Below are 19,199 nucleotides of genomic sequence, written 5' to 3' on the forward strand. Positions count from 1 at the left end.
GCAGGCGGGCTCAGCCCGTGTCTGAAGCAAGTGCGTGCCCCTCGCGGACCTGTTTTTCCGCTGCCGCGGCCAGTGCTTTGCGATCTGGCATGTCGGCCACTGCAACGGCCGGATGATAGACCACCTCGACCCAGCCCTGCCGGGCCAGCGCCAGCGTTGTCAGCAGGTGGCCGCCAAACTCCATATCCCCCCACCACCCATAGGTGCGGATGTCGCCGCCTTCGGGCGCGTGATACGTGACCGACACCGGCTGCACCGACGTCTTGTCGCGCAAGGCTGGCACAAAGAACGCCGCAAACAGCGTCGATTTGAAGGTCAGCACCCGCAATCCGTCCGTGCTGGTTCCTTCGGGAAAGAACAACAGGCGCTGCCCTGCGCCCAGTCGTTCCTGAAACAGGTCAGTCTGCGCACGTGCCTTGGTCCGGTCGCGCGCAATGAACAGCGTGCCTGTGGCCCGCGCCAGCAAGCCAATACCCGGCCAGTTCGCCACCTCGGATTTCGACACAAAGAACACCTGGTCGCTGGCATTCAGCACAAAGATGTCCAGCCAGCTTGAGTGATTGGCAACGACCGCCCCCTGCCCGCGCATCGGTATCCCACGACGCACCAGACGCAATCCCAACAGCAGCAAGGCCAACCGGCACACTGTCCGGGTGATCCACGGCGTCCAGGGCCGCGCCAAACCGAACAAGGGCCGCTCGATCAACCGCAGCGGCAACAGCAGGCACAGGCCAAGCCCCACAACGGCGACAATGCCTCCGCCCCGCAGCAACACCCGAACCCATCCAAGCCCTGTGATGTCAGAGGCCTTGGGCGGTGGGCCGCCCTCCCATGTCACGCTCATGGGGCCGCCCCATAGATCCGCCGCTGCCGCTCTGACATGGCGGCTGTGTCCATGATCAGACATACATCGGTGGTGTTAAAGGCGTGATCCACATAAGCCCCCTGCCCGACAACGCCGCCAAGGCGCAGGTAGGCTTTGATGAGCGCAGGGATCTGGATCATGGCTGCCCGCCGGTCGATCCGGGCCTCGGGCATAAGGTCCATCGCGACCGCATGGGGTGGCTTGGCCCGCACGCGTAAGGGGGCGGGTGCAAGGTGGCGATGATGCAGCAACGACAGCGGTGCCGCCAGCGCAGCCACATCCGTGCCATGGAACGAGGCGACTCCGAACATGATATCAATGCGATGCTGCGCCACATAGGCCGCCAAACCGTTCCACAGGTGAAACATCGCCTCCCCACCCCGGTAATCCGCATGCAGGCAGGATCGGCCCAATTCCAGCAGCCGCCGCCCCGAGGCGCGCAAAGGTGCGAGATCATATTCATCTTCGGAGTAAAACTGACCCGCTTGCGCAGCGCGCTCGGCAGGCAGCATGCGGTAGACGCCCACAACCCGGTCCGCCACCTCATCCGTCAGAAGCAGATGGTCGGAAAACGGGTCAAACCTGTCCTGCTCAACACCTGCAGCATGATCAACAAGAGGGCCACCGCCACCCAATTCGCGCACGAACACATCATAGCGCAAGGCCTGGGCCGCCCGCAGATCAGCATCCCCCCGCGCAAGGGTCACACGAAATACGGGCGCGTGGATCAGTGTCATGGGCGCCGTCTACCAATCCTTTGGCAGCCCCGTAAAGAGGGCATCACCACCTCGCCTTATAGTTGCATTCATGCAGCAAGATGTTAATGTTTCAGAAAGGATGTTCAGGCATCAAAGACGGGCACAAGGGCGATACGCGTGCCATCGATCACCACCTTGCCCGCATCGGGAAAGTTCACGGTGACGCGGGCGTCGATATTGCTTTGAACCTGACCGATCCCCCAGTCGTCCTGGGTGGGGTGGCGGACCAACATGCCGGGAGCCAGAATGGCGTTCAAATCTTCCATGTCTCACCTTTTCTGTGGGCATCGTTCGGGGGCCCAGCATGGGCCAGTCTAATGTCAATCTTGCCGCGCTGATCGGCAGCCGCATCTGTCACGATCTCATATCCCCAATCGGGGCGATCAACAACGGCCTGGAACTGCTTGGCATGTCCGATGGGCGGGATGGGCCTGAAATCGACCTCATCTCGGAAAGTGTGGAGAATGCCAGCGCACGAATCCGGTATTTCCGCATTGCCTATGGCGCGGCCAGCAACACCGAAATGGGCCGGGCCGAGGTGGTGTCGATCCTGAATGACACCTCACGCGGTGGTCGGATGACCTTGGCCTATGGGCCGCTTGATGGTCAGCCCAGATGGGCAATCCGCATGGCGTTTCTGGCCATTCAATGCCTTGAAAGCAGCATGCCCTATGGCGGCCGGGTCGAGGTCAATCGCGACGCACATGGCTGGTCCGTGACCGGATTTTCGCAGAAAACCAATGCCGATCCGGCGTTGTGGGATTTGCTGAAGGGGGCGGAGGTGGCGGATCTGGCCCCAGCCCATGTGCAGTTCGCCTTGCTGAGCGCGGTGGCCGGTGATGCGGGGCGCACGGTCGAGACCGAAATCACCCCGGACTTGCTGCGCATCCGGTTCTAAGACCCCGCCGCCGCGATGGCTTAGCCGCGCACGGTGCCGTCGCCGCGCACCAGATACTTGAAACTGGTCAGTTGCGCCGCCCCAACCGGGCCGCGCGCGTGCATCTTGCCCGTGGCGATCCCGATCTCGGCCCCCATCCCGAACTCGCCCCCATCAGCAAATTGGGTCGAGGCGTTGTGCATCAGAATGGCGCTGTCAAGTTCCGTCAGGAACCGGGTGGCCGTCGCCGTGTCTTCCGTCAGGATGCAGTCGGTATGGTTTGATCCATAGGTGCGGATATGGTGCATCGCCGCGTCCAGATCAGGGACAATACGGGCTGCGATCTCCATATCGAGATATTCCTTGCCCCAGTCCTGATCCTGCGCGGCCACCACGCCTTCGATCGACTGGAGGCCGATGTCGGCGTGGACCATGACACCTGCGTCGATCAAGGCGCGCACGACGCCCTGCCCGATGGTCTGCGCAACGTCCTGATGGATCAGCAGACATTCCGCCGCGCCACAAATGCCAGTGCGCCGGGTCTTGGCATTCAACACCACGCTCAGCACCTTTTGCGGGTCCGCGTCCTTGTCCACATAGATGTGCACGATGCCCTCAAGGTGGGCAAAGACGGGCACGCGCGCTTCACGTTGCACAAGGCCCACCAACCCCTTGCCACCACGTGGGACGATCACGTCGATGGTGTCCGTCATGGTCAACATCTTGCTCACCGCGGTGCGGTCGCGGGTTGGCACCAGCTGGATCGCGTCTTCGGGCAGATTGGCATCGCGCAAGCCTTGCACGAGGGCTGCGTGGATCGCGGCGGAGGAATGAAAACTCTCGGACCCGCCGCGTAGGATGACGGCGTTGCCCGCCTTGAGGCAGAGCGCGCCCGCATCAGCGGTGACATTGGGACGGCTTTCGTAGATGACCCCGACCACGCCAAGAGGCGTGCGCACCCGCTGGATATGCAGACCGCTGGCTTGGGTCCAGTCGGCCAGCACTTCGCCCACCGGGTCGGCCTGTTCGGCCACGGCGCGCAATCCGTCCACGATGCTGCGCACGCGCTCTTCGTCCAGCCGCAGGCGGTCCATCATCGCATCCGACAGCTCCTTTTCGCGGCCATAGTCCATATCGCGCGCGTTGGCTGCTATAATTTCCGCGCGTTGCGTCCAGACATGTTCCGAGGCCGCGATGAGGGCTGCGTGTTTGCGCTCGGCACTGGCGAAGGCGAGCGTCGCGGCAGCCGTTTTGGCACGGGCCCCGATCTCTGCCATCAGCGCCGGAATGTCGTCGAAATCTTTCATGCCACATGTCCCTTGTCGCACTGGAGTGTGCCGGATTTTATGCCTCGGTCGGCGGTATTGCCAGTCAGAAGACGCAACTCAAAGCGCCATATCATCCCGGTGGATCAACGCCGCGCGACCCGGATAGCCCAAAAGCGCCTCGATCTCGGCACTGTGGTGGCCTTTGATCCTTTGCGCCTCGGCGGCGGTATAGCGGCTGAGGCCAAGGCCAAGCTGGTGCCCGTCCGGTCCGATGATTGCGACCGGATCACCCCGCCCAAAAGCACCTGAAACCGCATGAACTCCCGCAGGTAACAGACTGTTTCCTTTTGACAAAGCCTGTGCCGCGCCCGCATCCAATGTGACAGCACCCAAGGGTTTCATGGCAGCAATCCAACGCGTGCGCGCCGCCTGCGGGTCCAGCGTCGCCGTAAACCACGTGGCATTCGCCCCGGTATCGAGCGCCTGAAGCGGGCGCATGTCACCGCCCTGACAAATTGCCATGGCGCAGCCCGCGGCGGTGGCCGTCCTGGCCGCCATCAGCTTAGTTTTCATGCCCCCTTTGGACAGGCCAGAGCCCGCATCACCGGCCTGCGCTTCGATCTGGGGTGTGATCGTGTCGATCACATCGTATCGCGTCGCAGTCGGATCATCGCCGGGATTGGCCGAGTAAAACCCATCTACATCCGACAGCAAAACAAGCTGATCTGCCCCGATGGTTGCCGCGATCTGCGCTGCCAAACGGTCATTATCACCAAAGCGGATTTCATCCGTCGCCACGGTGTCATTTTCGTTCACAATCGGCAGTGCGCCAAGCGCGATCAGCTGTTCGAGCGTGGCGCGGGAATTGAGATAGCGGCGTCGGTCGCGGCTGTCTTCAAGCGTCACAAGGACCTGCGCGGTGGTGATGCCGTGGGGGGCCATCGCCGCCTCGTAGGCGCGCGCCAGACGAATTTGACCCACCGCCGCGGCGGCCTGGGATTGTTCGAGCGCGAGGTCATGTGCGGGCAGTCCCAATACGCCCCGCCCCAAGGCGATAGAGCCTGAAGACACCAGCACCACCTGCACGTCGTGGGATTTGAGCCATTGGACATCCTGCGCCAGACCGTTCAGCCAATCCTGACGCAAGGTGCCGCTTGCGCGATCCACCAACAATGCCGATCCGATTTTGACGACCAGCCGTTTGGCCTTTGTCAGGGGCGCCATGGCTCGATCTCTTCCTGTGGGCGGTGGCGGATGCGGTCATCGTCGATCTCGGCGCGCAAGGCCCGTAGCACCTCGGTGACCCCTTCACGCGCAACGCTGGACATGATCATCACAGGTCCACCAGACATTTTTTCCAATTCTTCTCTTTGGCTTGCGCGTTCTTCCTCATCCAGCGCATCAACCTTGTTCAGCACCGTTATCCGGGGCTTGGCCGCCAGATCACCGCCATAGGCTTCGAGTTCGGTAATGATGGTCTGGTAGTCCTCGGCCACCGTATCGGATGTGCCGTCAATCAGGTGCAAGAGCACCGCACAACGCTCCACATGGCCCAGAAACAGGTCGCCAAGCCCGCGTCCTTCTGAGGCCCCTTCGATCAGGCCCGGAATGTCAGCCACCACGAATTCGACATTGTCCACACCAACCACACCCAGATTAGGGTGCAACGTGGTAAACGGGTAGTCCGCGATCTTGGGGCGCGCGTTGGATGTGGTCGCCAGAAAGGTCGACTTGCCCGCATTGGGCAGCCCCAAAAGACCCACATCCGCAATCAGTTTCAGCCGCAGCCACAGCGTGCGTTCCACACCCTCCTGACCCGGATTGGCGCGGCGCGGGGCCTGGTTGGTGGCGGATTTGAAGTGCAGGTTGCCCCAGCCCCCATTGCCGCCGCGCGCCAGTTCGACCCGCTGCCCCAACTCGGTCATGTCGGCAATGACGGTTTCCTGATCCTCGTCCAGAATTTCGGTGCCTACCGGGACGCGCAGCACGATATCGTCGCCGTCCTTGCCCGTGCGCTGGCGTCCCATACCGGGCACGCCGTTCTTGGCAAAGAAGTGCTGCTGGTAACGAAAATCGATCAGAGTGTTCAGCCCATCCACCGCTTCGGCCCAGACCGAACCACCCGTGCCGCCATCACCCCCGTCGGGGCCGCCATATTCAATGTATTTTTCGCGCCGGAACGAGATACACCCATTCCCGCCTGCACCCGAGCGGATGTAAACCTTGCAGAGATCAAGAAACTTCATGGCGGCGTCCTAGAGGAGTTTGGGCGTCATTGGAATGGGCACGTGAGGGGTTTGCGAAGCAGTACGGTCAAAAGGGGCTCTGCCCCCGGCTGCGCCTCCCCCGCGGTATTTTTGGTCAAAAGAAGGCAGAGGTCAGAGCTTGCGGCTGTAGGTCCATGTGGGCACAGGGGCGTCGCGGGCCACCGAGAAGGATTCCGCGTCGCCCAGATATTCGAAGCCGCAATGGGTCAGCACCCGCGCCGAGGCCGGGTTGTCCTGAAAGACCGAGGCAAACATGTTGGCATTGTCCATCGGGTTGGCCTCGACCAGTGCTTGCACCGCATCCGAAGCCAGCCCCGTGTTCCAGAACGGCGGCGCGACCCAGTATCCGACTTCGGACTGGTTACGGTCCATCCGCTCAAGCGAGATCAGGCCCATGACTTCGGCCCCACCGCTTTTGTGGCCATCCATGGCCCAGACGTCTTCGTCGCGTTCATCTGCCATGGCGCGGGCCACGAAGCCTTCGGTCATGCCGGGTGGGACCGGGTGCGGGATCGAGGTGGTCATGCACGCCACGCGCTTGTCACTGGCATACATTTCAATCAGGCCCATGTCGGACTTGCGCAAGGGCCGCAGCACAAAGCGTTCGGTTTCGATGGTGGGTTGGCTTACGATTTTTTTCATCTCCACTGTCATGTTCCTCCTCCGAACAGAACAAACAGGACGGACGCCACCGTCAGCCCTGCGAGCGTATACATTAGATAGGGTTCCCAAATGGTTCCTGCGAGGGTGCGCGCGATCGTATTGCCCGCCAGCGTCCACAGCGGGTGCAACAGGATCTGCGTGCCCAGCAATATCGCCGCGATCCATGTCGTCGCGATGACAGGATCCGTTCCCGGGGTCACAAAGCTGGTGAACCCCGCCACGATCATCGCCCATGCTTTGGGGTTGAGCGGATGCACGATCAGCCCCGCAGCGAAACCGGGCGCTTTGAGCGCGTCATTGCCTGCCCCAAGACGCAGGTTTGCCACCTTCCACGCCAGCCACATGATATAGACCGCTGAGACCCATTTGAGCGTCTCAAACACCCATGGTGCACGGTCCGCAAGCTCCATCAGGCCAAAGCCTATGGGCCAGATGATCAGTTGCTTGCCCAAGGCGACCCCGGCCACAAATGGCAGCGCGGCCCGAAAGCCATAACGCGCCCCTGTGGCCAGCAGCGCCATGTTCGCTGGTCCGGGCGTGCCCACCTGGCTCGCTGCGAACACTGCAAATGAAGCGACGGCGACGCTCATCAGAGTCGCTCCAGATCGCGGTCGAGCAGACCCATGATCAGATCATCGTGCCAGGCGGCCCCGATGCAGGCAGATTCGCGTTCGCGCCCTTCCTGCACAAAGCCCACCTTGATGTAGGCCGCCGTGGCCCGTTCGTTGAAGGCCAGCACACGGCAGCCAAGCCGGTGCAGGCCCATCGTGTCAAAGGCGTGGGTGGCCAGCAGCCGCATCGCTTCGGTGCCAAAGCCCTTGCCCAGGGCGTTCGGGTCCAGAATGCCGATGGACAGCTGCGCGCGCCGATCCGCGTGATTGATCGAATGCAGGCGCATCGCGCCGATCAGCGCCCCGCCCGCTTCGATAATCCAGGCGTGCGGCGTGTCGATCTGGGACTGCACCCAGGCCTGTGCGGCTTCGGGCGTGATATCCCGGACCTGAGACGGATCTGCGCCGAACATGGCATGGATTTCAGGCGTGTTGCCAAGTGCAAAGCGGGCATCCACATCACTTGACACAGCCGGGCGCAGGGTGACCTGCGGGCCTTTCAAAATGGGTTTGTCGTGTTGGGCCATGATCCTGCCCTCCAAACGCGAAAAAGAAAAAGGGACCGGCGTGTCCGCCGATCCCTGATTTTGTCAAAACCTTTTGGGGTGCGGCTTACTCTGCGGCCTCCGCCACTGGCAGAACCGAAATAAACGTGCGGTTTTTCAGACCCTTATGGAAGGTGACTGAACCGTCAACGGTTGCAAAGATCGTGTGATCCTTGCCCATGCCGACGCCTTCGGCTGGCCAGAACTTGGTGCCGCGCTGACGCACGATGATGTTGCCGGGAATGACCGCTTCACCGCCATATTTCTTGACGCCAAGGCGACGCCCTGCGGAGTCGCGACCGTTACGGGATGAGCCGCCTGCTTTTTTATGTGCCATCTGTGCTCTCCTTTACGCTTTTGCTTTGGCCTGGTCGATCCAGCCTTCACGCTCGATCCGGCCTTTGAAAGACAGTTTCTCGTCCATAGCAGCAACGTCCTCGGGGGTCCATGCCGCGATTTGCGCGAACGTGGTCACACCGGCGGCGTGCAGCTTTTTCTCAAGGGCGGGACCAACACCGGACAGCTCTTTGAGGTCGTCTGCACCTGCGGGAGCCGCTTCAGCTTTCTTGGGAGCCGCTTTTTTGGCGGGCTTGGGGGCTTCGGCCTTGGGCGTTGGCGCGGCTGCAGCGGGCTTTTTGGCTTTGGCGGGCTTGGCATCGCTGACGGCAGGACCGAACCCGGCCCCGTTCACAGCGGCCATCACGCCGGACTTGTCCGCACCCGAGGACAGGATATCGGTGATGCGCAGCAGGGTCAGTTGCTGGCGATGGCCCTTGGTGCGCTTGGACGAATGTTTCCGGCGCCGTTTGACGAAGTTGATCGTCTTGGGGCCTTTGATCTGTTCGATGATTTCGGCCTGCACCCCGGCATCTGCCACGGTGGGCGCGCCAACGATGGGGCTGTCGCCACCAATCATCAGAACGTCATTGAATTGAACTTTGTCACCTGCGTTTGCGGCCAGTTTTTCAACGCGGAGCGTGTCGCCCGATTGAACTTTGTACTGTTTGCCGCCGGTTTTGAGAACCGCGAACATGGGTCTTTTCCTTTGTCTGCCGCGTTCTGTGGCCCCGGAGTTCCGGTGTTTGTGACCCTTGCATTCAAAGGTCGCCTCGAACAGCGCGCCCCCATCCGGAGCGTCATTAAAACGAAACGAGCCAGCAAGAACGCTGGCCAGTTGTGCGGGCTTATTGTCAGATCACACCGCCAAGTCAAGCGCTATCGGGATCACAGCTCATTTTCAGGCATCAAGGCGCCTGCGGCCTGCCCCAATCCGTAAGACAGCGTCGCATAGCTTTGAGCAAAGGCGTCAAACAAGGCATCATCAAGGGCCTGCCCGACATCAGTTGCCCAGAACCCTGTATAGGTCTCGATCTCGTCTGCGGTCATGGGCGACTGGATCAGCGTGTAATAGCCGTGCAGCCACGCGCTCGTCTCTTCCATGATGGCCGGACGTTGGGCTTCCACATCCGGCGGGGTGGCGCTGCGCAACGATGTTTCGGCGATCCCGGCAAAGAACGCGGTCTGGGCCATGACAGCGGCATCAGTGTTGCGTGTGACAAGGTCCCGCAGATCCAGAAATTGGGTGACGGCAGGGCCTGCCCCGGCACCGGCGGCGCGGGCGGCCGCCTCAAGGTCCGGGTTCTGCATCGCCTGACGGGCCTGCACTTCGAGATCGATGATCTTGACCCCGATATCGCTTTCAAAGAACAGCAGCGCCTGAGCGGTGGTGCTCTCATCCAGCATTTCGGCCATGGCGTCCTGCAATTCGGCCCGCAGGCGCGCAGGATCGTACAGCTTGCGCACCGTTTCAGCCCAGACCGTGCCCCCCTGCCCTTGCAACATCGTGTCGTTGATCGCGGTTCCCGACTCGATCCCGTCCTGCGAGAAGGCGGTGATCAACGCGGGCACGCCCATCGCCTCGATCAGCCGATCCACATCCGGATTGGCAAGGGCCGCACTTGCGCTCAGGCACAGCGCGGCAAAGGCTGTGCGCAGCGGTCTCATAACTCCTGGCTCGGCTGAAGGCGTTGCATCGCACTGGCCAGTGCCTCGAACCGGTTGGCCATGATCTCGTATTGCACCGCATTCATCAGGTCATAGACGCGGCGCATTTTGGGATGTTCGAGTGCCTTGGCATATTCCAGCACCTCGTCATCCGAGAACGCCTGATAGGTATAGGCCCCACCGCTGATTGCCCCCTGCTCGATGCTCTCTTTCAGCGCCTCTTCGTCCGCTGAGAGAAGCTCACGCAAGTCCGGCTCGTCCATCTGCAACTCGATCACACCCGCACCGGATGCGGCCAGCAGAAAGCGCACCTGCACCTCCTGAATGGCACGCACCGCAGTGCCCGCACTGTCCGATGCCGCGTTCATCCGCTTGATATAGTCAAGGCGCGGGCTGTCGAGCGCCTCAAGACCCGCCACGATCGCCTCACCGCTTTCCTGTTTCAGCGCGTCATCCTCTTTCATATGCGAGGCGTTCTCCGCCTCCACGAGGCGCTGGCCCAGATCGGTGGCGTAAAACTCTGCCGCGTGGGTCAGCATATCGTCCTCAAGGGTCTCCTCGAGGATATCGAGGGCCATGTCGTGCATCGTGTCAGTGGCAAAGACTTCGGTTGTGAGCCGCGTCCACTCGGTGCCGAAATCCTCGGCCTCAAGGCCCAGCATCTGGGGGGCGGAACTGGCTGACAGGCGGATGCTTTCCAGCGCCACATCAAAGCCCGTCACCTCAAGAAAGTCCTGCAACTTGGCCCGGTCCGCCGCCAGAACAGCACCCGGCAGGGTCAGGCAAAGGGTCAAAACGGTCAGGCCATAACGAAGTGCGCGCATGTCTATCCTCTTACGTGATGTGGCGAGTTCCAACTAAAGTGGCGGTGAGGGGCGGCAATGTCACCCCCAGTGGCCGAAATTTCGCGTGTGCCACGGGCGTTCATGGCCTGTCGCGCCACAGATGCACCGGTCAGTGCAAAAAGCGTCTTGCCCTTGGCTCACAGAGGCTCTAGTTGGGCGCACCAGACCCCCGCGGAGAGGTGCCGGAGTGGTCGAACGGGGCGGTCTCGAAAACCGTTGAGCCTTCACGGGTTCCCAGGGTTCGAATCCCTGTCTCTCCGCCATCTTCTTTCTTGCGCTACCGCCTTCGGCTACTTGAGCGCGGTGGCTCGGGTCCGGACTTTGTCCGAACCACTCCGCCATTCTTTCTTTGTAGCACCAATGACTTTAGCGGCCCAAGCGCACCTTGCCTTTGGCTGCACCATTCACCGCGCCATCCGATACACCGTGCCATTTCCGACCGAGATGAACAGGATGCTCCCGTCTGGTGCCTCCACGATGTCACGTACGCGCGCCGTTTCGTCCCCTTCGATCTGTTCGACCTCGCGCGCATCTTCACCCGATATCTCAAGGCGCGAGATATAGTTGAACTTGAGCGAGCCGACGAACATGTCACCCTTCCATTCCGGAAACATATCACCCTGATAGACCATCAATCCAGACGGCGCGATGGAGGGGTCCCAATAGTGCGCGGGCTGCTCCATTCCCGGGGCGGACGTGCCATCGCCGATCTTGCCGCCTGAATAATGCACGCCATAGGAAATCACCGGCCAGCCGAAATTCGCACCCTTTTGCACGCGGTTCACCTCGTCCCCGCCGCGCGCCCCATGCTCGGCGGTCCACAATGTGCCCTGCGCATCCAGACCCGCCCCTTGGGGGTTGCGGTGGCCATAGGACCAGATCTCGGGCAGCACATCCGCCTGCCCCACAAACGGATTGTCGTCCGGCACCGTGCCGTCGCGATTCACCCGCACAATCGAGCCGTTGTGCAGGGTCCGATCCTGCGCAGAAGGGCGGTCGCCGCGATCCCCGATGGTCACATAGAGCTTGCCATCCGTGCCCTCGACCACACGACTGCCAAAATGGCGGTTGGTGTTGCCCCCCGGCGCGCTTTCAAACAGGTCGCGCAGGTTTTCAAGGCGGCTGCCATCCGTGCTCAACTCCGCCGCGGCCAGCGCCGTGCCGGACCCACCGCCTTGCGGTTTGGAATAGGTCAGGAAAAGGGTGCGCGTGGTCGCAAAATCACGGGCCAGAGTGATGTCGAGCAAACCGCCTTGCCCCTCAGCCGCCACACGCGGAACACCCCGCACCCGAGAGGCAGCACTGTCAGCGATGCGCACAAGGTTGCCGGCCCGCTCGGTCACCAAAAGACTGCCATCGGGCAATTGCACGACGGCCCATGGCTGATCCAGCCCGGTGACCACCGCAGCGGTGGTCACACCGCCCTGGTCGGTGTTCAGCGCCAGTACGATCCCGGGGGTCATCATAGCTGCACATATCAACAGTGTTCGCATTTTGGCTCTCCTTTGACGGGTTTTCTTTCAAGGTAGAGAGATCGCCCCCCACATCCACCCACATTCCCGTGGGTCACGGCCCATTATTCGACTTTTCATTTGGATTTTCGGCGCATAGGCTCCGCGCCAGGAAAAAATTCCACAGGGAGTAACGAAATGAAAAAATTGATGATGGCTTCGGCCGCAACGGCTCTGATGGCGGGCACCGCATTTGCGGATGGCCACGCCACAGAGGTCAAGATCGGCGTAATTCTCGGTTTCACCGGGCCGCTGGAATCGATCACACCCGCCATGGGCGCAGGTGCTGAAATGGCAATGGCCGAGGTGACCGCATCCGGCGCGCTGCTGGATTCCGCGACCGTTACATCGGTGCGCGGTGACAGCACATGTATCGATGCGGGTGCGGCGACGGCTGCCGCCGAACGTCTGATCACATCGGATGGCGTGCACGGCATCATGGGCGCGGATTGCTCGGGTGTGACCGGCGCGATCCTGCAAAACGTGGCCCGTGCGAACGGAGTTGTGATGATTTCACCCTCCGCCACATCGCCCGGTCTGTCGACAGCCGAAGATGACGGGCTGTTCTTCCGCACAGCCCCTTCGGACGCGCGTCAGGGCGTGATCATCACCAACATCCTCCAGGATCGCGGTGTGAACGAAGTCGCGTTGACCTACACCAACAACGACTACGGCAAGGGTCTGGCGGATGCGTTCCAGGCCGAGTTCGAAAAAGCCGGTGGCACCGTCACGATTTCGGCAGCCCATGAAGACGGCAAGGCAGACTACTCTGCTGAAGTCGGCGCATTGGCCTCGGGTGGCGGTGAAACGCTGGTTGTCGCGGGCTATGTCGACCAAGGTGGGTCGGGCATCGTGCGCGCCGCTCTCGACACAGGCGCGTTCGACACGTTCTACTTCCCCGACGGGATGGTGGGTGCCAAGCTGAACGAGAACTTCGGCGAAGAGCTGAACGGATCCTATGGTGCCTATCCCGGCACGGACAGCCCCGGCGCGGCAAGCTTTGTCGAACTGGCCGAAGCGGCTGGTTTTGATGGCACAGGTGCCTTCGCACCCGAAAGCTATGACGCCGCTGCCCTGCTGATGTTTGCAATGCAGGCCGCCAACTCGACCGACAGCGCCGCGTACAAAGAGCACGTGTTTGACGTGGCCAACGCGCCCGGCGTGCAGATCTTCCCCGGTGAGCTGGCCAAGGGTCTGGAGCTGATCAAGGCAGGCGAAGACATCGACTATGTCGGTGCCTCGGCTGTGGAACTGATCGGCCCCGGTGAATCGGCGGGCAACTATCAGGAAATCGAATTTGCCGACGGCGTCTATTCGACCATCAAATACCGCTGATCGAAAGATCGGCGAACAAGCAGCCCGAGGCGAAATCCTCGGGCTGTTTCAATATCTTGAAGACCGCTTTTAAAGCTGCGCAAGGCACAATCGGGGAAATATATGATTGTCGTTGACGACATTCACAAACATTTTGGCGGCTTTCACGCGGTGGACGGGGCAACCCTGACCATTGAACCGGGATCCATCACCGGGCTGATCGGTCCGAATGGCGCAGGAAAGACCACACTTTTCAATGTGATCGCAGGTGTTCTTCAACCAACGTCGGGCCGTGTCACCATGGACGGTGAGGATATCACCGGCCTGCCGCCCCACACACTGTTTCACAAGGGGCTGTTGCGCACCTTCCAGATCGCGCATGAGTTTTCTTCGATGAGTTGCCGCGAGAACCTGATGATGGTGCCGGGCGATCAGGTGGGCGAAACGCTCTGGAATACATGGTTCGGGCGCAAGCGGATCGCGGATGCCGAACGTGCGCTGGCGGCCAAGGCCGATGAGGTCCTTGAATTCCTCACGATCGAACATCTGGCCGATCACAAGGCCGGTCAGGTGTCGGGCGGGCAGAAAAAGCTGCTCGAACTCGGGCGGACCATGATGGTGGACGCCAAGATCGTGTTTCTGGACGAGGTTGGCGCGGGTGTGAACCGCACCCTTCTGAACACCATTGGCGACGCGATCTTGCGGCTCAATCAGGAGCGCAACTACACCTTTGTGGTGATCGAACATGACATGGATTTCATCGGTCGCATTTGCGACCCCGTGATCTGCATGGCCGAGGGCAAGGTCTTGGCCGAAGGCACCCTGGCTGAGATCAAGGCCAACGAACAGGTCATCGAGGCCTATCTGGGCACGGGCCTGAAAAACAAAGACAAGGTGGGCGCATGATCCTGTTTCGAATTGGCACAGCCAATCCGACCGATGCGAGGGGCGCTGCCCCTCGCGCTCCCCGCGGTATTTCTGGTCAAAAGAAACATAACCGGTCTTGGGGAGGTGACGCATGAGCGGCGATCCCTATCAGGACACCCGCGGCAATCGCGATGCTTCGATTGCGAATCCCAAAGGGGCCGGGGCGTTGCGCCCCTCACCCGGCACAGGTCAGGTGATGGACACAGGTTCGGCCTTTCTGATCGGGGATACGATGACGGGCGGGTACGGCGCGGGCCCCGACATCCTGCATGACTGCACGATTGCGGTGAACCCGGGCGAGATTGCCGTGATTGTCGGCCCCAACGGTGCGGGCAAATCCACCGCAATGAAGGCGGTGTTCGGGATGCTGAATGTACGCCAGGGGTCGGTGCGGCTGGATGGTGAGGATATCACATCCCTGTCCCCCCAGGACCGGGTCAGCAAGGGCATGGGGTTTGTGCCCCAGACCTCGAACATCTTTACCTCGATGACCGTCGAGGAAAACCTGGAGATGGGGGCCTTTATCCGTCGTGACGATTTTCGGAGCACCATGGCGCAGGTCTATGATCTGTTCCCGATCCTCAAGGAAAAACGCAATCAGGCCGCCGGCGAGTTGTCGGGCGGCCAACGCCAGCAGGTCGCCGTGGGCCGCGCGCTGATGACCCAGCCCAAGGTGTTGATGCTGGATGAGCCGACGGCTGGCGTCAGCCCCATCGTCATGGACGAGCTGTTTGACCGGATCATCGAGGTGGCCCGCACCGGCATCCCGATCCTGATGGTGGAACAGAACGCCCGCCAAGCCCTTGAGATCGCGGACAAAGGCTATGTTCTGGTGCAGGGGCGCAATGCGTTTACGGGGACGGGCAAGGAATTGCTGGCCGATCCCGAAGTGCGCAAATCGTTTTTGGGGGGATGAGGATGAGTCTTCGCATCTTTGCTACCGCCTTCGGCATACTGACGGCTGTCCCGGTCGCTGCGAACACCTATGCCTGTCAGAGCAATGAATTTTGCGTTTGTGAATCGGAGAAAGGCTGCCTTGGACTGGAGCAATATTTGCCGGATGCGCCAAAGCAAATCTGCGCTCAGAACACCCGTACGTTTGAGGCGATTGTGCGCTCACGTGGGATCGACGTCAAAGGCAAAGACATTGATATCTCTTTCAAGGAAGCACGCCCGCATTTCAACGATTTCGATTGGTACCAGGCCGGCGCAACGGCGGATCGTGGGTTGATAAACTTGAGCTGCAATAATGAGAGTGTTCAGGCTGATTTCGTACTCCGGCAGATGGCAGAAAATTCGGCTAACAACCATGTCTGGAAATATGCCGGAACCTGTAAGGTGATCGAATAATGGACCTCCTAAACGCCATTGTGGCTCTCTCGAACTTTGTTCTGATCCCGGCCATTGCCTACGGCTCGCAGCTGGCCCTTGGCGCGCTTGGGGTCACGCTGATTTACGGCATCCTGCGGTTTTCGAACTTCGCCCATGGCGACACGATGGCCTTCGGCACGATGTGCACGATCCTTGTCACATGGGCCTTTCAGAGTATCGGGATCTCCGGCGGGCCGCTGCCCACGGCCCTGCTCGCCCTGCCCTTTGGCATTGCGGGCTGTGCGGCGCTGATCCTCGCGACCGACCGGGGCATCTACAAATTCTACCGGACCCAAAAGGCCAAGCCGGTGATTTTTGTCATCGTCTCGCTTGGGGTGATGTTCATAATGAATGGCCTTGTGCGCTTTATCATCGGCCCTGACGATCAGCGGTTTTCGGATGGGGAGCGGTTCATCATTTCAGTGCGTGACTTCAAGGCGCTGACGGGGCTGAAGGAGGGGCTGGCGATCAAGACGACCCAAGGCATCACGGTGATCACTGCCGTGATTGTGGTAGCGCTGCTGTTTTATTTCCTCAACCGCACGCGCACGGGCAAATCCATGCGCGCCTATTCCGATAACGAAGACCTCGCGCTGCTGTCAGGCATCAATCCCGAACGGGTTGTGATGGTCACATGGCTGATCGTGGCGGCGTTGGCGACGATTGCGGGTGTGCTCTATGGGCTTGATAAGTCCTTCAAGCCATTCGTTTATTTCCAGCTTCTGTTGCCGATCTTTGCTGCGGCCATCGTGGGTGGGCTTGGATCCCCCATCGGGGCCATCGCGGGGGGCTTTGTAATCGCATTTTCCGAAGTCACCATCACTTATGCCTGGAAGAAGGTTGCCACCTACGCCCTGCCCGACGCGCTGGCACCGGACGGCTTGGCGCAGCTTTTGTCGACCGACTACAAATTTGCGGTCAGCTTTGTGATCCTGCTGATCGTGCTGCTTTTTCGGCCCACGGGTCTGTTCGCGGGGAAATCGGTATGACCGACACGCAACGCAATATCCTCTATTTCGGGTTCATCGCCGTGCTGATCATTGGCACCGGCTTTATCCAAAGTTGGAACTCGGCGCTGTTTGTGCTGAATTTTGGGCTGATTTCGGCGATCATGGCCCTGGGTGTAAACCTGCAATGGGGCTTTGCCGGGCTGTTTAATGTCGGCATCATGGGCTTTGTCGCCCTTGGCGGCCTTGCGACCGTGTTGATTTCCATGCCGCCCGAGCCGGAGGCCTGGGCGGCCGGGGGCACGCGTGTCATCATCTCACTGATCTTGGGTGCGGCCACAATCGTGGGTGCGATCCTCGCATATGGCGCGCTGCCCAAGGGGCGCATGCGCACCATCGCAATGATTGCCATCCTGTTCATCGGTTTTTTTGTCTACCGCGCCGTCTTTGATGGTGGCGTACAGGCGGTCGAGGCGATCAATCCGGCCAATGCGGGCTATCTGGGCGGGCTTGGCCTGCCGGTGCTGATCGCATGGCCCGTGGGCGGATTGCTGGCTGCGGGGGCGGCGTGGATTATCGGCAAGACGGCCTTGGGCCTGCGCTCGGACTACCTTGCCATCGCAACCCTCGGCATTGCGGAGATCATTATTGCGGTCCTCAAGAACGAGGATTGGCTGGCGCGCGGTGTCAAGAATGTCGTCGGCCTGCCCCGCCCTGCCCCCTACGAAATCAACCTGCAAAACGATCCCGCCTTTGTTGAACAGGCCGCGGGCTTTGGGCTGGATCCGGTCTTTGCCTCAACTATCTGGGTCAAGCTGATCTATGCGGGTCTTTTTGCGGCCGTACTGATCGTGCTGTTCGTGCTGGCCCAACGGGCGCTGCATTCCCCCTGGGGGCGGATGATGCGCGCGATCCGCGACAATGAGGTCGCCGCCGAGGCCATGGGCAAGGACGTGACCGCGCGCCACTTGCAGGTGTTTGTGCTCGGCTCGGCGATCTGCGGAATTGCGGGGGCGATGATGACGACGCTGGACGGACAGTTGACGCCCGGCACCTACCAGCCGCTGCGCTTTACCTTCCTTGTGTGGGTGATGGTGATCGTGGGCGGATCGGGCAACAATCTGGGCGCGGTCTTGGGCGGCTTCCTGATCTGGTGGCTCTGGGTGATGGTCGAGCCGATCGGTCTGGGCCTGATGCAATTGGTGACGTCGGGCATGGCCGAAGGGTATTGGCTGCGCACTCATCTGCTGGAGTCGGCGGCGCACATGCGGTTGCTGACGATGGGGCTCGTGTTGCTGCTGGTGCTGCGGTTCAGCCCGCGCGGGTTGATCCCGGAGCGTTAGGTTCGGGCTCGGCGAGCGTGGGTACGGATCGGGGTCAATTGGGCGGACAAACTGAGTATTCGTAGCCTTTGCGCCAACGCCCGCTTTGCGGGATTTACTGCCGTTCAAGAAAAATCAATCAACGTCGGCTTTTTAAAAACTATTTGACCGTAGAATCTACAACCTGGGCTCTCCCTGAATTTTACCACTTGATTAATTAACTAAGTAGTTTATTATATGTGACATGAACCATTCCGATCAACTTGACGCGACCTTTGCCGCGCTGGCCAATCCAACTCGGAGAGCAATCCTTGCGCATTTGGCGCAGGGCGAAGCGACGGTGAATGCGTTGGCAGAGCCATTCGACATGAGCCTGCCTGCGATCTCGAAACACATCCGTGTTCTCGAAAATGCTGGCCTAATCACACGTGGGCGCGACGCGCAATTTCGTCCCTGCACATTGAATACACAGCCACTAGAAGTCGTCGCCAACTGGACCGATCAATATCGCCACATTTGGGATGCGCGCTTTGATGTGATGGCCGGTATTCTCCAAACAATGAAAGACACAAACGATGAGTGAACAACCAAACTGGGTACGGGTAGAGCGTGAATTCGATGCGCCCATCGAAACGGTCTGGAGCATGTGGGTTGATCCGGACATGTTCAAGAAATGGTATGGACCGATGGGCATGTCAGTGCCGACAGCGGAAATGAATGTTGTCGTGGGGGGCATTCGGAAGGTTTGTATGGAAATGACATCACCAGAGCGCACGATGTCGATGTGGTTCACCGGTGTCTATAAAGAAGTCAATCGGCCATCCCGCCTCGTCTACACAGAAAGCATGTGCGACGCAGACGGCACGATTATTTCGCCGCAAAGCATGGGCATGCCAGAGGGCCATCCTGACATCACCGAAGTAATCGTCGAGCTGAGTGAAACGGATGGTAAGACGCGCGTGACGATGGTTCATGTTGGCGTTGTTGCCGGAACTGCCGGGGATGGCGGATGGAACCAAGCCATCGACAAATTGGCAGACCTCCTGGGAAAGCCAGAATGATGGCCACAACTGTACATGCCGTATCAGTCCTTGCATTTATGGG

Annotated in this window: 23 protein-coding genes and 1 tRNA gene; 10 read left to right on the forward strand and 14 right to left on the reverse strand. The window is 60.5% G+C overall.

From position 1 onward, the window contains the following. Positions 1-10: 10 nt before the first annotated feature. The 3 genes from Q0859_RS04345 to Q0859_RS04355 all read right to left on the reverse strand — a co-directional run bounded on the left by Q0859_RS04345 (position 11) and on the right by Q0859_RS04355 (position 1,889). On the reverse strand, positions 11-844 hold the full coding sequence (locus Q0859_RS04345) for a lysophospholipid acyltransferase family protein (protein WP_299147935.1): 834 nt from the start codon (positions 842-844) through the stop codon (positions 11-13). Beyond that, a complete protein-coding gene (locus tag Q0859_RS04350; RefSeq protein ID WP_299147937.1) occupies positions 841-1,602 on the reverse strand; it encodes a GNAT family N-acyltransferase in 762 nt (253 codons plus the stop codon). Before Q0859_RS04350 ends, Q0859_RS04345 begins: the two co-directional genes overlap by 4 nt. A gap of 104 nt (positions 1,603-1,706) precedes the next feature. Next, on the reverse strand, positions 1,707-1,889 hold the full coding sequence (locus Q0859_RS04355; RefSeq protein ID WP_299147939.1) for a DUF3553 domain-containing protein: 183 nt from the start codon (positions 1,887-1,889) through the stop codon (positions 1,707-1,709). A 38-nt stretch (positions 1,890-1,927) separates the two neighbouring features. Here Q0859_RS04355 and Q0859_RS04360 point away from each other — a divergent pair, with 38 nt between their 5' ends. Continuing rightward, on the forward strand, positions 1,928-2,521 hold the full coding sequence (locus Q0859_RS04360) for a histidine phosphotransferase family protein (protein ID WP_299147941.1): 594 nt from the start codon (positions 1,928-1,930) through the stop codon (positions 2,519-2,521). Positions 2,522-2,541: 20 nt separating this feature from the next. Here Q0859_RS04360 and Q0859_RS04365 read toward each other — a convergent pair whose 3' ends face one another. From Q0859_RS04365 to Q0859_RS04410, 10 genes are all read right to left on the reverse strand, one after another. After that, on the reverse strand, positions 2,542-3,807 hold the full coding sequence (locus Q0859_RS04365) for a glutamate-5-semialdehyde dehydrogenase (protein ID WP_299147943.1): 1,266 nt from the start codon (positions 3,805-3,807) through the stop codon (positions 2,542-2,544). A 78-nt stretch (positions 3,808-3,885) separates the two neighbouring features. After that, the gene (gene proB, locus Q0859_RS04370; protein WP_299147945.1) at positions 3,886-4,992 is read right to left on the reverse strand and encodes a glutamate 5-kinase; all 1,107 of its coding nucleotides are present in this window, start codon (positions 4,990-4,992) and stop codon (positions 3,886-3,888) included. Beyond that, positions 4,980-6,014, reverse strand: coding sequence for a GTPase ObgE (gene obgE, locus Q0859_RS04375; protein ID WP_299147947.1), 1,035 nt, complete (start codon positions 6,012-6,014; stop codon positions 4,980-4,982). The genes proB and obgE overlap by 13 nt, the downstream gene beginning before the upstream one ends. Before the next feature lie 132 nt (positions 6,015-6,146). Further along, positions 6,147-6,683 carry a GNAT family N-acetyltransferase gene (locus Q0859_RS04380; protein ID WP_299148905.1) on the reverse strand — a complete coding sequence of 179 codons (537 nt, stop codon included), beginning with the start codon at positions 6,681-6,683 and terminating at the stop codon, positions 6,147-6,149. 2 nt (positions 6,684-6,685) lie between these two features. Next, complete coding sequence (locus Q0859_RS04385) at positions 6,686-7,288, reverse strand: LysE family translocator (RefSeq protein WP_299147949.1); 603 nt, start codon at positions 7,286-7,288, stop codon at positions 6,686-6,688. Next, positions 7,288-7,836, reverse strand: a complete 549-nt coding sequence (locus Q0859_RS04390) for a GNAT family protein (RefSeq protein ID WP_299147951.1) — start codon at positions 7,834-7,836, stop codon at positions 7,288-7,290. Before Q0859_RS04390 ends, Q0859_RS04385 begins: the two co-directional genes overlap by 1 nt. 85 nt (positions 7,837-7,921) lie before the next feature. Next, entirely contained in the window at positions 7,922-8,191 is a 270-nt protein-coding gene (gene rpmA / locus Q0859_RS04395) for a 50S ribosomal protein L27 (protein ID WP_025046312.1), read from the reverse strand. A 12-nt stretch (positions 8,192-8,203) separates the two neighbouring features. Next, the gene (locus tag Q0859_RS04400) at positions 8,204-8,887 is read right to left on the reverse strand and encodes a 50S ribosomal protein L21 (protein ID WP_299147958.1); all 684 of its coding nucleotides are present in this window, start codon (positions 8,885-8,887) and stop codon (positions 8,204-8,206) included. A 191-nt stretch (positions 8,888-9,078) separates the two neighbouring features. After that, positions 9,079-9,858 carry a DUF2059 domain-containing protein gene (locus tag Q0859_RS04405; protein WP_299147960.1) on the reverse strand — a complete coding sequence of 260 codons (780 nt, stop codon included), beginning with the start codon at positions 9,856-9,858 and terminating at the stop codon, positions 9,079-9,081. Further along, the gene (locus Q0859_RS04410; RefSeq protein WP_299147961.1) at positions 9,855-10,682 is read right to left on the reverse strand and encodes a DUF2059 domain-containing protein; all 828 of its coding nucleotides are present in this window, start codon (positions 10,680-10,682) and stop codon (positions 9,855-9,857) included. The genes Q0859_RS04405 and Q0859_RS04410 overlap by 4 nt, the downstream gene beginning before the upstream one ends. 194 nt (positions 10,683-10,876) lie before the next feature. Here Q0859_RS04410 and Q0859_RS04415 point away from each other — a divergent pair. After that, positions 10,877-10,966, forward strand: a tRNA-Ser gene (locus Q0859_RS04415). A gap of 141 nt (positions 10,967-11,107) precedes the next feature. On the opposite strand, the gene Q0859_RS04420 is transcribed toward Q0859_RS04415, so the two are convergent. Beyond that, positions 11,108-12,166, reverse strand: coding sequence for a PQQ-dependent sugar dehydrogenase (locus Q0859_RS04420; RefSeq protein WP_299148907.1), 1,059 nt, complete (start codon positions 12,164-12,166; stop codon positions 11,108-11,110). Positions 12,167-12,352: 186 nt separating this feature from the next. Here Q0859_RS04420 and Q0859_RS04425 point away from each other — a divergent pair, with 186 nt between their 5' ends. The 8 genes from Q0859_RS04425 to Q0859_RS04460 all read left to right on the forward strand — a co-directional run bounded on the left by Q0859_RS04425 (position 12,353) and on the right by Q0859_RS04460 (position 19,156). After that, positions 12,353-13,549, forward strand: a complete 1,197-nt coding sequence (locus Q0859_RS04425; protein ID WP_299147962.1) for an ABC transporter substrate-binding protein — start codon at positions 12,353-12,355, stop codon at positions 13,547-13,549. Between the two features lie 102 nt (positions 13,550-13,651). After that, positions 13,652-14,434 carry an ABC transporter ATP-binding protein gene (locus Q0859_RS04430; protein ID WP_299147964.1) on the forward strand — a complete coding sequence of 261 codons (783 nt, stop codon included), beginning with the start codon at positions 13,652-13,654 and terminating at the stop codon, positions 14,432-14,434. A gap of 112 nt (positions 14,435-14,546) precedes the next feature. After that, positions 14,547-15,371: an ABC transporter ATP-binding protein gene (locus tag Q0859_RS04435; protein ID WP_299147966.1), complete on the forward strand. Its 825-nt coding sequence runs from the start codon at positions 14,547-14,549 to the stop codon at positions 15,369-15,371. Between the two features lie 2 nt (positions 15,372-15,373). Continuing rightward, positions 15,374-15,805, forward strand: a complete 432-nt coding sequence (locus tag Q0859_RS04440) for a hypothetical protein (protein WP_299147968.1) — start codon at positions 15,374-15,376, stop codon at positions 15,803-15,805. Beyond that, positions 15,805-16,815 carry a branched-chain amino acid ABC transporter permease gene (locus Q0859_RS04445; RefSeq protein WP_299147969.1) on the forward strand — a complete coding sequence of 337 codons (1,011 nt, stop codon included), beginning with the start codon at positions 15,805-15,807 and terminating at the stop codon, positions 16,813-16,815. The genes Q0859_RS04440 and Q0859_RS04445 overlap by 1 nt, the downstream gene beginning before the upstream one ends. After that, entirely contained in the window at positions 16,812-18,116 is a 1,305-nt protein-coding gene (locus Q0859_RS04450; protein ID WP_299147971.1) for a branched-chain amino acid ABC transporter permease, read from the forward strand. Before Q0859_RS04445 ends, Q0859_RS04450 begins: the two co-directional genes overlap by 4 nt. A 223-nt stretch (positions 18,117-18,339) precedes the next feature. Next, positions 18,340-18,678, forward strand: coding sequence for a metalloregulator ArsR/SmtB family transcription factor (locus Q0859_RS04455; RefSeq protein WP_299147973.1), 339 nt, complete (start codon positions 18,340-18,342; stop codon positions 18,676-18,678). After that, positions 18,671-19,156 (forward strand): SRPBCC domain-containing protein, encoded by a 486-nt coding sequence (locus Q0859_RS04460; RefSeq protein ID WP_299147975.1) that lies wholly within the window; start codon positions 18,671-18,673, stop codon positions 19,154-19,156. Before Q0859_RS04455 ends, Q0859_RS04460 begins: the two co-directional genes overlap by 8 nt. The last annotated feature ends 43 nt before the right edge of the window (positions 19,157-19,199 follow it).

The organism is uncultured Tateyamaria sp., from assembly GCF_947497045.1.
Lineage (GTDB): Bacteria > Pseudomonadota > Alphaproteobacteria > Rhodobacterales > Rhodobacteraceae > Tateyamaria.

What these genes read in the sequence shown, in the direction of transcription:
- Q0859_RS04345 (WP_299147935.1), bottom strand. Translation starts at nt 844, where the DNA reads ATGAGCGTGACATGGGAGGGCGGCCCACCGCCCAAGGCCTCTGACATC.
- Q0859_RS04350 (WP_299147937.1), bottom strand. Translation starts at nt 1,602, where the DNA reads ATGACACTGATCCACGCGCCCGTATTTCGTGTGACCCTTGCGCGGGGG.
- Q0859_RS04355 (WP_299147939.1), bottom strand. Translation starts at nt 1,889, where the DNA reads ATGGAAGATTTGAACGCCATTCTGGCTCCCGGCATGTTGGTCCGCCAC.
- Q0859_RS04360 (WP_299147941.1), top strand. Translation starts at nt 1,928, where the DNA reads ATGGGCCAGTCTAATGTCAATCTTGCCGCGCTGATCGGCAGCCGCATC.
- Q0859_RS04365 (WP_299147943.1), bottom strand. Translation starts at nt 3,807, where the DNA reads ATGAAAGATTTCGACGACATTCCGGCGCTGATGGCAGAGATCGGGGCC.
- proB (WP_299147945.1), bottom strand. Translation starts at nt 4,992, where the DNA reads ATGGCGCCCCTGACAAAGGCCAAACGGCTGGTCGTCAAAATCGGATCG.
- obgE (WP_299147947.1), bottom strand. Translation starts at nt 6,014, where the DNA reads ATGAAGTTTCTTGATCTCTGCAAGGTTTACATCCGCTCGGGTGCAGGC.
- Q0859_RS04385 (WP_299147949.1), bottom strand. Translation starts at nt 7,288, where the DNA reads ATGAGCGTCGCCGTCGCTTCATTTGCAGTGTTCGCAGCGAGCCAGGTG.
- Q0859_RS04390 (WP_299147951.1), bottom strand. Translation starts at nt 7,836, where the DNA reads ATGGCCCAACACGACAAACCCATTTTGAAAGGCCCGCAGGTCACCCTG.
- rpmA (WP_025046312.1), bottom strand. Translation starts at nt 8,191, where the DNA reads ATGGCACATAAAAAAGCAGGCGGCTCATCCCGTAACGGTCGCGACTCC.
- Q0859_RS04400 (WP_299147958.1), bottom strand. Translation starts at nt 8,887, where the DNA reads ATGTTCGCGGTTCTCAAAACCGGCGGCAAACAGTACAAAGTTCAATCG.
- Q0859_RS04405 (WP_299147960.1), bottom strand. Translation starts at nt 9,858, where the DNA reads ATGAGACCGCTGCGCACAGCCTTTGCCGCGCTGTGCCTGAGCGCAAGT.
- Q0859_RS04410 (WP_299147961.1), bottom strand. Translation starts at nt 10,682, where the DNA reads ATGCGCGCACTTCGTTATGGCCTGACCGTTTTGACCCTTTGCCTGACC.
- Q0859_RS04420 (WP_299148907.1), bottom strand. Translation starts at nt 12,166, where the DNA reads ATGACCCCCGGGATCGTACTGGCGCTGAACACCGACCAGGGCGGTGTG.
- Q0859_RS04425 (WP_299147962.1), top strand. Translation starts at nt 12,353, where the DNA reads ATGAAAAAATTGATGATGGCTTCGGCCGCAACGGCTCTGATGGCGGGC.
- Q0859_RS04430 (WP_299147964.1), top strand. Translation starts at nt 13,652, where the DNA reads ATGATTGTCGTTGACGACATTCACAAACATTTTGGCGGCTTTCACGCG.
- Q0859_RS04435 (WP_299147966.1), top strand. Translation starts at nt 14,547, where the DNA reads ATGAGCGGCGATCCCTATCAGGACACCCGCGGCAATCGCGATGCTTCG.
- Q0859_RS04440 (WP_299147968.1), top strand. Translation starts at nt 15,374, where the DNA reads ATGAGTCTTCGCATCTTTGCTACCGCCTTCGGCATACTGACGGCTGTC.
- Q0859_RS04445 (WP_299147969.1), top strand. Translation starts at nt 15,805, where the DNA reads ATGGACCTCCTAAACGCCATTGTGGCTCTCTCGAACTTTGTTCTGATC.
- Q0859_RS04450 (WP_299147971.1), top strand. Translation starts at nt 16,812, where the DNA reads ATGACCGACACGCAACGCAATATCCTCTATTTCGGGTTCATCGCCGTG.
- Q0859_RS04455 (WP_299147973.1), top strand. Translation starts at nt 18,340, where the DNA reads ATGAACCATTCCGATCAACTTGACGCGACCTTTGCCGCGCTGGCCAAT.
- Q0859_RS04460 (WP_299147975.1), top strand. Translation starts at nt 18,671, where the DNA reads ATGAGTGAACAACCAAACTGGGTACGGGTAGAGCGTGAATTCGATGCG.